Annotated in this window: 8 protein-coding genes and 1 pseudogene; 8 read left to right on the forward strand and 1 reads right to left on the reverse strand. The window is 64.3% G+C overall.

Annotated features, from left to right (window positions below):
- A partial coding sequence (locus tag G3N93_RS28345) for a collagen-like triple helix repeat-containing protein (RefSeq protein WP_206134447.1) occupies positions 1–1,289 on the reverse strand: 1,289 nt, incomplete at its 3' end.
- Between the two features lie 677 nt (positions 1,290–1,966).
- Here G3N93_RS28345 and G3N93_RS28350 point away from each other — a divergent pair.
- From G3N93_RS28350 to G3N93_RS41755, 8 genes and pseudogenes are all read left to right on the forward strand, one after another.
- The gene (locus tag G3N93_RS28350; protein ID WP_174934415.1) at positions 1,967–2,173 is read left to right on the forward strand and encodes a Flp family type IVb pilin; all 207 of its coding nucleotides are present in this window, start codon (positions 1,967–1,969) and stop codon (positions 2,171–2,173) included.
- 116 nt (positions 2,174–2,289) lie between these two features.
- Entirely contained in the window at positions 2,290–2,790 is a 501-nt protein-coding gene (locus tag G3N93_RS28355; protein WP_174934414.1) for a prepilin peptidase, read from the forward strand.
- Positions 2,787–3,233 carry a TadE/TadG family type IV pilus assembly protein gene (locus G3N93_RS28360; RefSeq protein ID WP_174935221.1) on the forward strand — a complete coding sequence of 149 codons (447 nt, stop codon included), beginning with the start codon at positions 2,787–2,789 and terminating at the stop codon, positions 3,231–3,233. Before G3N93_RS28355 ends, G3N93_RS28360 begins: the two co-directional genes overlap by 4 nt.
- Before the next feature lie 93 nt (positions 3,234–3,326).
- Positions 3,327–4,256 (forward strand): Flp pilus assembly protein CpaB, encoded by a 930-nt coding sequence (gene cpaB / locus G3N93_RS28365; protein WP_206134448.1) that lies wholly within the window; start codon positions 3,327–3,329, stop codon positions 4,254–4,256.
- A 66-nt stretch (positions 4,257–4,322) separates the two neighbouring features.
- Positions 4,323–5,654, forward strand: coding sequence for a type II and III secretion system protein family protein (locus G3N93_RS28370; protein ID WP_206123236.1), 1,332 nt, complete (start codon positions 4,323–4,325; stop codon positions 5,652–5,654).
- Positions 5,655–5,714: 60 nt separating this feature from the next.
- The gene (locus G3N93_RS28375) at positions 5,715–6,989 is read left to right on the forward strand and encodes a fimbrial protein (protein WP_206134449.1); all 1,275 of its coding nucleotides are present in this window, start codon (positions 5,715–5,717) and stop codon (positions 6,987–6,989) included.
- Positions 6,990–6,992: 3 nt separating this feature from the next.
- Positions 6,993–8,363 (forward strand): CpaF family protein, encoded by a 1,371-nt coding sequence (locus G3N93_RS28380; RefSeq protein ID WP_174934406.1) that lies wholly within the window; start codon positions 6,993–6,995, stop codon positions 8,361–8,363.
- Positions 8,356–8,468: pseudogene (locus G3N93_RS41755) on the forward strand (pilus assembly protein); the annotation flags it as partial. The gene G3N93_RS28380 and the pseudogene G3N93_RS41755, both read left to right, overlap by 8 nt.

Genomic DNA, 8,468 nt, shown 5'->3' on the forward strand with positions numbered 1-8,468 from the left:
ACCGGAGCGAGCGGGCCGCTGCCGCCACCTGCTGCACCGCTGAGCGCGCCGGTAACGGTGGTGAGGAGGCCGGTGACCGGAGCGAGCGGCCCGCTGCCGCCACCCGCTGCACCGCCAAGCGCACCGGTGACCGTCGAGACGAGGCCGGTAACCGGAGCGAGCGGGCTGCTGGCGCCACCCGTTGCGCCGCCGAGCGTACCCGTGACCGTCGTGAGGAGACCCGTGAGCGGTGCGAGCGGGTTGGTCACGCCGCCGGTGCCGCCCGTGAGCAGGCCGCCGACGGCCTTCACGGTGTTGCCCGTCGACGAGACCGTGTTGCCAAGGCCGGTCGTGACCGGGTTGCCGCCCGCCGACGCGAGCAGGGCGCCAGCCTGGTTCAGGCCGTTGCCGACCGTGCCGAGCAGCGTGTTGACGGGGGCGCCGAGGCCGGTCGCCGTACCGATCGTCTGGGTCGTCTGGCCGACCATCGTCGTGATCGGCGTGATGGCCGAGCTGACCGTCTGCGTGACTTGCTGGATCGGGCCGGTCGACAGTGCGTTGGTGAGGGTGGTGCCGCCGTTCGAGACTGCACCGCCGATCGTCGATACGAGACCGCCGAGGGCGCCCGTGACCGGCGAGAGCGGTGTCAGCGGGCCACTGCCGAGGCTGGAGACCAGGTTGCCCGTCTGCGTGACGGCGCCGCCGAGTTGGTTGACCACGCCGCCCGTGCTGGCGAGCGTGGTGCCGAGCGGATCCTTCGTCGCGCCGAGCTGGCCGAGCCCGTTGCCGAGGCCGTTGCCAAGTGCCGTCACCGCGCCGCCGACGCTTTGCACGACGCCGCCTGCGGCTTGCGTGGTGGCCGGGTTGACGCCCGGCAGCGACTGGCTGCCGATGACGGAGCCCAGACCCGAGACGGTGCCGCCGACACCCGTGATGATGTTGCTGCTGCTTGCGAGGACAGTTCCCACTGGGTTCGACGACACACCCGAGGTGCCGGAGGTGCCGCTCGTGCCCGACGTACCGCTGGTGCCGCTCGTACCCGAGGTTCCGCTGGTGCCGGACGTACCGCTGGTGCCCGAGGTTCCGCTGGTGCCGGACGTGCCGCTCGTGCCGGAGGTACCGCTGGTGCCCGAGGTACCGCTCGTGCCCGACGTGGAGATCGTGTCGCCGCCGCCCGAACTCGAGCCGCCGCCGAGCCCCTGGCTGATGGAACCGGAACCGCCGCACGCGGAGAGGGAAAGCATGGCTGCAACGGTGGCCGCGATCAGAGTCGTCCGGAACACGCCATGGGGGATAACCTTAATGTCCATTTTGTCCTCGCATTAAAAATGTGTTGTGAACTGCGTTGTGTTGAGTGGTGCGAGGACTACTCTGCAACTGTCGTGCCATTTCGATGCTCGACGGTTCGACAACAGGTTTTAAACGAGGCAATTCCTTGTCAGAAAAGGAAGTTATGGAAATTGAAAGATTGTTGAATCTGTTTAAGCGCAGACAAATGAGAACGGTTTCGAGCGTTTCGTAACGTAACGTCACAACATTGGCGTTACGCGTGCGGCGTAACGTGGGGCCCGAGCAGGCTTGGTGGACGAGGCAATGGTTTTACTGGTGGATTAGGTGTGCACATCTAACCTATCGTAAATCCTATGTGTAAGTCGTACCGAAACGCCGTACAAATACGTTGTGCTCCTGGCCATTTTTTTCCGTCCAAGTCGTTAAAAGAGGTTGGAAGTTAAATGGGATCGGATATAGAATCCGGAGCAGATGTAAGGAAATGTACGGTTCGGTACACAACGTTCGAGGAGGGTCACTATCGCGAATGTTAACTTGCATCAAATGATGAGCCATGCCCCTCGGGGCAATCTATAAAGAAAGCGCACCCGATTGTCGTTGCAGCAGATGTGGCGAACAGAACGGGGCAACGGCCAGATATGCGGGGACGTATACGTATAAAAGGCCAAAGAACGTAAATACAGGCACGAGGAATAAAATGAAAGCAATGATGATTCGCTTCCTTCGGGAAGAAGACGGGGTTACCGCGATCGAGTACGGTCTGATTGCGGGTCTGATTGCTGTTGCGATCGTCGCCGGGGTGACGTCGATCGGTGGCAGCCTCGGGACCATGTTCACCAATCTCGGCACTTGCGTGACTACACGTACGGCTGCCGCATGTTCGGCCGCTACCATCTGGGGCTGACCTTCCGTAAATAATTGGAACGACTGCTTCACTTCGTGAAAGTCGTTTTGGTTCGGTAGCGAGCTGATTGTCTCGGCAATCTGCTCGCGCCGACATTTGCGGCGGACAGTTGCGCGATGGCAGATCTTATTTTCAGCGGGACATTCCTGGCCTGGGTGACGATTGTCGCGGCCAGTGATATCCGATTTCGGCGCGTTTCGAATTCGCTCGTCCTGGCGGGTTTGATCGCTGGATTTGGCGCGGCAATTTTCAACGCGAATCCATTTGGAATCTCGCTGTATCAGTCCATGTTCGGCATGCTGGTCGGGCTGGCCGGTCTTTTCCCCTTTTTCATGCTGCGACTGATGGGCGCGGCAGACGTAAAGACATTTGCCGTACTCGGTGTGTGGTGCGGTGCACACGCGCTGCTCTGGCTCTGGGTTGTCGCGAGCCTTGCCGCCGGTCTTCACGCCGTTGCGCTGATCGTGTTGTCGCGGACATCGCCGGGCGCGCTGTGGCGCCGCGGCGAGCCTGCACTCGCGCTTGGCAAATATCGGGCGACGCCGTATGCGGCATGTCTGGCGATACCGGCGGCGGCGTGGCTCGTGTATCTGATTGCAACGGGGGGCATGCGATGAAGCGACTGGGGCAGCTGCAGGGGCGCCGGCGGCAGCGCGGGGCGACGGCGGTCGAATTCGCGATCGTTTTTCCGCTGTTCTTCATGATCTTCTACGCGATCCTCAGTTTCGGGATGATTTTCCTCATTCAGCAAAGCCTGACGCTGGCGGCCAGCGAAGGCGCGCGCGCAGGTTTGAACTACGCGCCGACCCTGGCCGCGCGAGTGACGAACGCGACGACTGCCGCGCAGAATGTCCTGGGCTGGCTGAACATCAGCCCGCCGCAGGTCGCGGCGCCGCAGTGCAGTTACGACACGACGAATCCGCCGTCGCTCTATTGCCTGACGGTCACGGTGAGCTACTCGCCGGAAGCGTGGGTCACGACCATGCCGTTCCTGGGAGCCATCATCACCCAACCGTTGACGGGGACGGCAGTCGTGCAGATTCCGCAGTCGATCCTATGAGGTGGTCATCGTGACGCGATGGGTCCGCGAGCACATGAATCGAGCAGCAAGTAAAACTTACTCGGATTTTTATTCCGGCATCCATACAAAAACATGGCCAACAACCTAACCAAGATCATCGCGGGGCTACTGATTGCGATTGCTGTGCTGCTCGGAATCTATGCATGGATGCTCGGGCGCAGTTCGCCGGCTCCCGCGCCGGCGCAGCAGATCGCGGCGGTCAATCCGGTGCCGGTCGTGATCGCCGCGCGGGCGTTGCCGGCAGGCCAGCCGATTACCGCCGACGCGCTGAAGGTTCAGGCGACCGCGCCGATGCCGACCGGTGCGTTCAACAATCCGGGCGAACTCGTCGGCCGAGTGCCGACGCGAGACATCCCGGCTTCGTCGCCGGTCGTTTCGGGCGCATTGGTGTCGGGCCTCGCCGAGGACGTGCAGCCGGGCGAGCGCGCGATCGCGGTTCACGTAGACGAGACCAATGCTGTCGGCAACCGGCTGCGTCCCGGCAATTTCGTCGACGTGTTCCTGAATCTCAAGCGCGAGAGCGGTTCGACGATGCTCGACGGGGAAATCTCGCAGACGCAGGCTCGACTGCTGTTGTCGAAGGTGCGTGTGCTGTCGTTCGGCGATGCGACACCCGAACGCGACAGCGGCAGCAACACGAACGGCAACAACGGCCAGCCGTCGAATGTGCGCATCGCAGTACTGGCGGTGCCGACTGCGCAGGTCGACGCGCTGACGCTCGGTGAGGCGAGCGGCCGGTTGACCCTCGCATTGCGCAACCCGCGCGACGACGAGCTTGCCATGCAGACGGTTGCGGTGCGCACCGACAACAAGCTGTCACCGTCGGCGCTCGCCGCAGCCGGCGTGTCGTTGCAGCAATTGTCCGGCACGCAGCGCAATGCGGTGGCCAACGTGACCGTGCCGCCGTTGCCGTCGCACCTGCCGCCGGCGGTGCGGCCGAGCGGGGGTGGCGGCGGTATCGAGGTGATTCGCGGCGGCCGGTCGGAAACGGTTGCTTACTGAAAGGCATCGACGGTCATCGATATCAGCGACGACAAGTAAAAAGGCCGAGAGACGGTTCAACGAACAATGAAAAACACACTGATTGCATTCGCGATTGCTATCTGGGCCATGACCTTCGCATCGTTCGTCAACGCGAGCGAGACGATCGAACTCGCCGTTGGCGCACAACGGCAAATTTCGGCTGGCCGCGCGTTGCAGCGCGTTGCGGTTGGCGATCCGGCGGTCGCCGACGTGCTGATCATGAAAGGCAGCCGTTCCGGATCGGTGCTGCTGACCGCGAAGGCGCCGGGTGCGACGAACGTGATGCTGTGGGAGCGCGGCCGCGACGAGCCGACCGTGTGGAATGTCGAAGTCGTCGATGCGTCCGCACATGCAGTGCTCGACGGCTCCACGCCGCGCGTGAATGCGTATGGCGGAACGGCGGTGCTGCGGGGATCGTCGACATCGCTCGATGCACACGACCGTGCCGTCGCGGTGGGCAAGAACATGAGCGCGAAAGGTGTCGTGATCGATCGCTCGACGATCGCCGGCAAGAACGTCGTGCAGGTCGATGTGCGCGTCGTCGAATTCAGCCGCTCGGTGCTCAAGCAGGTCGGCTTCAACTTCTTCAAGCAAAGCAACGGATTTTCGTTCGGCTCGTTCTCGCCGGGTGGCGTGCAGTCCTATAACGGCGGATCGGGCCCCGGTACCGGCGGGTACGTTCCGACGCTCGGTGCGCCCGTCGCGTCGGCCTTCAACCTGGTGGTGAACGCAGCCGGGCGCGGCATCTTCGCCGATCTGTCGCTGCTGGAGGCGAACAATCTCGCACGCGTGCTCGCGGAGCCGACGCTCGTCGCCCTGTCCGGACAGAGCGCCAGCTTCCTCGCGGGCGGCGAGATTCCGGTGCCGTCGCCGCAAGGGCTTGGCTCGACCGCGATCCAGTGGAAGCAGTACGGTGTCGGTCTCTCGCTGACGCCGACGGTGCTGAGCCCGCAGCGGATCGCACTGAAGGTTGCGCCCGAGTCCAGCCAGCTCGACTTCGTGAACAGCGTGACGATCAGCGGTGTCGCCGTGCCGGGCATCACGACCCGCCGGGCGGATACGACCGTCGAACTCGGCGATGGCGAGAGCTTCGTGATCGGCGGGCTGATCGATCGCCAGACGATGTCGAACGTGAGCAAGGTGCCGTTGCTCGGTGACCTCCCGATCATCGGGACATTCTTCAAGAACATGAACTATCAGCAGAATGACAAAGAGCTGCTGATCATCGTCACGCCGCATCTCGTCGCGCCGATCGCGAAGGGAGCAGTGCTGCCTGCGACGCCGGGTGAGCTGTCCGAACAGCGCAACGGGCCGGTCTGGCAGTCGTATCTGGGTGGCGCGGCATCGCCTGACGCCGCACCGGGATTTTCGAAATGAGTGCGAAGCATCGCGTGTTGCGATGCACCTGCACACCATGCGTAATCGGGGGTGTTCGACATGAACGCGCGAATCCAATCATTGTGTGAACCCGCCGTGACCGATTATTTCGTTTGCGCATCGCAACAGGAGGCGCATGTCCGCTGGCTGGCCGATACGCTCGTGTCGGCCGGCGCGGTCGAGGCTGCGTCGCTGGAGCCAGGTGTGCTGGCACAGCGCATCACGGGCCTCAATCCGGCGCTCGTCTTCATCGACTTCTCGGATGGCAGTCCCGCCGCGAGCATTGCCGCCGCAGCGGTTCGCGCGACGCACCCGGGGCTGCCGATCGTCGCGCTCGGTTCGCTCGCGCAACCGGAGAGCACGCTTGCCGCGCTGCGCGCCGGCGTACGCGATTTCATCGACGTGTCGGCCCCGGTGGAAGATGCGTTGCGCACGACGCGCGGGCTGCTTGCGAACGTCGGCGAGCCGGCGAGCCGCCATGGCAAGCTCGTCGCGTTGCTCGGCGCCCGAGCGGGCATGGGCGTGAGCACGCTCGCAGCGAATCTTTCCGTGTGGCTGCAGAAGCGCGCGGCAAGCCCGGAGGCGGGCGGCGTGCCGAATGGCGGTACGCCGGCCGGTCGCCAGACCGCACTCGTCGACCTGGGGTTGCCGGCAGGCGATGGCGCACTGTTCCTGAATACCCGCTGCGAATTCCATTTCATCGATGCGGTTCACAATCTGCGCCGCATCGACCGGACCTTTGTGAATACCGCGTTGACGCGGCATGAGAGCGGTGTCGCCTTGACGACGCTGCCGGCCGATCTCGGCGGATTGCGCGACGTGTCGTACGCATCGTGCGCCGGTTTGCTGAACCGTTTTCGCGCATTCTTCGATCAGCAGATTGTCGATCTCGGCGGCTTTTCCAACCACGAGTTCGTCGCCCAGATTACGAATTCGGCCGACGAAGCGTGGCTCGTCTGCGATCAAGGCGTCGCGTCGATCGTGTCGGCAGCCGATCTCCTGACCGAGTTGCGCGACGCAGGCGTCGAGCCCGATCGTGTGCGGCTCGTCGTCAACCAGTACGACCCGGCACTCGACCTGACGCCCGCGCAGATCGCCGAGCGTCTCGGGCTGTCGCTGGTCGGTACGCTGCCGTCGCGACGCGTCGCGATCGGCCATGCCGCGAACCAGGGTCGGCTCATTGTCGACATGGCGGAGCGCGACCCGTATGTGCGCGCGCTCGAGTCGCTTGCCGCGCGGCTGCCAGGCGTGTCGGTCAGGTCGACCGCCACGCGACCGGCATCCGGCCTGTCTGCGCTGAAGCGCTTCATTCAACCCTCGTCCAAGCGGTCGTAAGCGATGGCACACGACATTCAATTCGCCGACGGCGCAGCGCCGTTCTCCCAGACGCAGCAATTCCACGACATCAAGAATGCCGCGCATGAACATCTGCTGACGCGCATCGAAGAACTGGGCGCCGAGTTCGGCCGATGGTCCCGACAGGCGATCAACCAGTTCGTCGATCTCGAGATCGACAGCTTCGTGCGCCTGCGCCGCATTCCGCTCAACGAGAACGAGGTGCGAGCGATCGCCGAGGCGCTGACGAAGGAGCTCGCGGGCTTCGGGCCGATCGAGGACCTGCTCGCGGACCCGGCCGTCGAGGACATCCTGATCAACGGCTACAACGACGTGTACGTGTCGCGTCACGGGATCCTCGCAAGGCTGCCGGTGCGCTTTACCGACAACGCGCACCTGTTGCGGATCGTGCGCCGGATCCTCGCGCCGATCGGTCGCCGCCTCGACGAGTCGAATCCGATGGTCGACGCTCGGCTGCCCGACGGTGGCCGCGTGAACGTCGTGATCGAGCCGCTGTCGATCGACGGCCCGGTCGTATCGATCCGGAAATTCCGCAAGGATCCGCTGAAGCCGTCCGATCTGCTCGGCAACGGGACGTTCAACGAGGAGATCAACACGCTGCTCCAGGCGGCCGTCGAGGCGCGCTGCAACATTCTCGTGTCGGGCGGCACGAGTTCCGGCAAGACGTCGCTGCTCAACGCGCTCGCGTTCCACATTCCGGAGATCGAGCGGGTCGTGACGATCGAGGATACGGCGGAGCTGTCGCTGAACCACCCGCACGTCGTGCGGCTGGAGAGCCGGCCGGGCGGGTTCGACGGCACCGGCGTCGTGTCGATTCGCGACCTGTTGCGCAATACGCTGCGGATGCGCCCGGACCGGATCATCGTCGGCGAAGTGCGCGGCGGCGAAGTGCTGGAGATGCTGCAGGCGATGAACACCGGTCACGACGGCTCGATGGGCACCGTGCACGCGAGTTCGCCGCGCGAGTGCCTGTACCGTCTCGAGATGCTGGCCGGCTTTGCCGGCTTCCAGGGCACCGAATCGAGCCTGCGCCGGCAGATCGCGAATGCGATCGACTTCATCGTGCAGATCGGGCGCCTGTCGAACGGGCGGCGGCGGATCCTGTCGATCACCGAAGTAACCGGGCTGTCCGACAACATCATCGCGACGCAGGAGCTTTACCGTTACGAAGCGCGCGTGACGGCGGAAGGCGAGGAAGTCGACCACTGGGAAACGCTGGGCATTCATCCGCATTCGCCGAAGCTTGCGCGCTTCCGCCAGACGCTGACGAGCGGCGGATTCGGCGATGGCGGGTTTGGCGGGGGCTTCGGCGGCGGCGGGTTCGGCCGCGGTGGCGGGGGCTTCAATGTATAGCGCAATGGTGTGGGTGCTGGCGATCGCGATGCTGTGTGTCGCGGCTGCGATGATGCTGTGGCGTCACGCGGAGACCCGGCGCGTGCGGACCGACGCGAAGCGCTG

The organism is Burkholderia sp. Se-20378 (assembly GCF_017104665.1).
In the GTDB taxonomy this organism is placed as follows: domain Bacteria; phylum Pseudomonadota; class Gammaproteobacteria; order Burkholderiales; family Burkholderiaceae; genus Burkholderia; species Burkholderia lata.

Bases quoted from the DNA above. Each gene is read 5' to 3' on its own strand.
- G3N93_RS28350 (WP_174934415.1), top strand. From the start codon at position 1,967: ATGAAAGCAATGATGATTCGCTTCCTTCGGGAAGAAGACGGGGTTACC.
- G3N93_RS28355 (WP_174934414.1), top strand. From the start codon at position 2,290: ATGGCAGATCTTATTTTCAGCGGGACATTCCTGGCCTGGGTGACGATT.
- G3N93_RS28360 (WP_174935221.1), top strand. From the start codon at position 2,787: ATGAAGCGACTGGGGCAGCTGCAGGGGCGCCGGCGGCAGCGCGGGGCG.
- cpaB (WP_206134448.1), top strand. From the start codon at position 3,327: ATGGCCAACAACCTAACCAAGATCATCGCGGGGCTACTGATTGCGATT.
- G3N93_RS28370 (WP_206123236.1), top strand. From the start codon at position 4,323: ATGAAAAACACACTGATTGCATTCGCGATTGCTATCTGGGCCATGACC.
- G3N93_RS28375 (WP_206134449.1), top strand. From the start codon at position 5,715: ATGAACGCGCGAATCCAATCATTGTGTGAACCCGCCGTGACCGATTAT.
- G3N93_RS28380 (WP_174934406.1), top strand. From the start codon at position 6,993: ATGGCACACGACATTCAATTCGCCGACGGCGCAGCGCCGTTCTCCCAG.